The organism is Allochromatium palmeri (genome assembly GCF_009720725.1).
GTDB classification, from domain to species: Bacteria; Pseudomonadota; Gammaproteobacteria; order Chromatiales; family Chromatiaceae; genus Thermochromatium; species Thermochromatium palmeri.
In genome coordinates this window covers 1-1,964 of the sequence record NZ_WNKT01000110.1, presented here as the reverse complement: position 1 = coordinate 1,964, position 1,964 = coordinate 1, and the positions used below count along the sequence as shown (strand labels likewise).

The window sequence follows — 1,964 nt, the reverse complement described above, 5'->3', positions numbered from 1 at the left end:
GCGCCAACCGAGGCTCACCGCGACGGCTTGATCGGATGCATACCACGAAAAGTTTCAAGAAGGCCTACTGGGCACTGGGAAGGAGCGTGTTTTTGTCCAAAGTCCAATTCGGGTTCAGAGCGGGTTTCTTCTTCGCTTCTTTGTGGTTTTCGTGTTCTTTCGACATGGCTTGGATCCTCGTCCCTCGTCTGGAGCCTGTCGGTGCATCTGCTACAGCAGACGTCCGGCACCGCCTCACCCGGAAGCCGCTGAGCGTGCGCGCGGGCGAGGCTGGTTCTCCAAGTATAGATCCTGGTCGCGGCGTGTCGTCCGCCGGATTCCTGGTGTCGGGCATCTTGACTCCAGGCGATGTACGGATGGTCGCCAAGCGCCAAGCGTGATCGGTTAGGCCGTGATCCGTTGGTGGCGGCGATGATCGAAAGTGCTGTGCAACGCAAAGGTGCGCGGATCGTTTCCGCCCGATGCTTTTGCAGGCGGTGATCACGGGCTCTTCAGTGAGGTGGCGAGCAACATGAGATTCTGCGGCGGGATCCGAATCATTCCCCGGCGCGGGCTATCGATGTCTGCGACGAGAAAGAAGGCGATGGAGATGACGAGCGGTAGGATGAAGTGCGTATGCGACGGCGAGGGGGTGTTCCTGGCACCGAGACCGACCAGGAGTGCAGAGCAAATCGCGATCGACGTCAGCAGTGCCCAGGCCGCCAGCGGGATGCGATTCACCCAGGCCGCTTGCGTATAACCCTGGGTGTTCAGCATGTCGTTCATGCCGGCGACCGCCAACGCCATGACCGGCGTGGGCTGCGCCTCAGCCGGCCCCACCACAACCGTCCAGAGCGCGCTCTGCAACCGGGCCGTCTCGCTATTGGTTTCCAGCAGGGACTGCTCGTCGCGCGTCCGGTAGAACCGGATGCGCTGATCGATGTACTGCACTATCAGCTCCCGCGCTCGCGCTCCGTCCGCCTCCGGCAGGAGATCGGCTCGCAGGTATTCCGTACCGATTGCATTGGCTTCTTCCTCCTCCAGATTTTTTCGTTGGTCGTAGCGTTCCAACGCCATGGAGAAGGTAAAGCCGATGATGAGCGCCAGGAGCGTCAGCGTCGCCCCCTCGACGACGCGGTAATCCTCGCGTATCTCGGCGATCTGCGCCCGCAGCCCTTGCAGGCGCGACGCGCCGATCCAGGTTGCCAGCGACAGCACCACGAACGAGACGGGGAGAAAAAAGATCGGATAACGAACGATTGCGATCGGGTCTTCGAGTAGGCTGCTCATTGCCTTCATGGCCTGTGCGGTCTGGAGCGTGGGCGACAGGGCGCTAAGGAGCCGCCTTGCGTTGCGGGGCACGAGTCTAAGCCCCGCTTCAGGGATTTACAATCGGCGCTGATGCCCGGCGGCCCCGTCGCCCTGGACGTTCGCGTCAGCCACTGTCAGGCGCTGCTTGGAGGCGATCAGGCTGGACCCGACCCCGATCCTTCATCGACTCACAGGTTAATCGACATGCAGACACCGAAACTCTTCGAACCCTTGACGATCGGCTCGCTCAGGCTGGCCAATCGCATCGTGATCGCACCCATGTGCCAGTATTCCGCGACCGACGGCTGCATGAACGACTGGCACTTGATCCATCTCGGTCAGCTCGCGCTCTCGGGCGCGGCCTTGCTGACGATCGAGGCGACCGCCGTGGTGCCGGAAGGTCGGATCTCTTACGGGGATGTCGGGCTGTGGGACGACGCCACCGAGGCGGCGATGGCCGCGACCTTGTCGGCCGTTCGCACGTGGTCAGACATGCCCATCGCGATCCAGCTTGCACACGCCGGTCGTAAGGCCTCGACCGATGTGCCTTGGCAGGGTGGCGCGCAGCTCCCGCCCGAGCACGTCAATGGTTGGCAGACCGTCGCCCCCTCCGCCGTGCCCTTCGGTGCCAGCGACAGGGCGCCGCTCGCGCTCGATCGCCAGGCGATGATCGA

General features: G+C 63.0%; 3 protein-coding genes. 2 read left to right on the top strand and 1 reads right to left on the bottom strand.

Annotated elements, in window-relative coordinates; all coding sequences use genetic code 11:
• Positions 1 to 380, top strand: a 380-nt coding sequence (locus tag GJ668_RS20430) for a hypothetical protein (RefSeq protein WP_222930833.1), incomplete at its 5' end; no start/stop codon positions are given.
• 100 nt (positions 381 to 480) lie between these two features.
• Here GJ668_RS20430 and GJ668_RS19605 read toward each other — a convergent pair.
• Complete coding sequence (locus tag GJ668_RS19605; RefSeq protein ID WP_155451763.1) at positions 481 to 1,269, bottom strand: bestrophin-like domain; 789 nt, start codon at positions 1,267 to 1,269, stop codon at positions 481 to 483.
• A gap of 225 nt (positions 1,270 to 1,494) precedes the next feature.
• On the opposite strand from GJ668_RS19605, the gene GJ668_RS19600 reads away from it, so the two are divergent.
• On the top strand, positions 1,495 to 1,964 hold a 470-nt coding region (locus tag GJ668_RS19600), incomplete at its 3' end, for an oxidoreductase (RefSeq protein WP_484476974.1).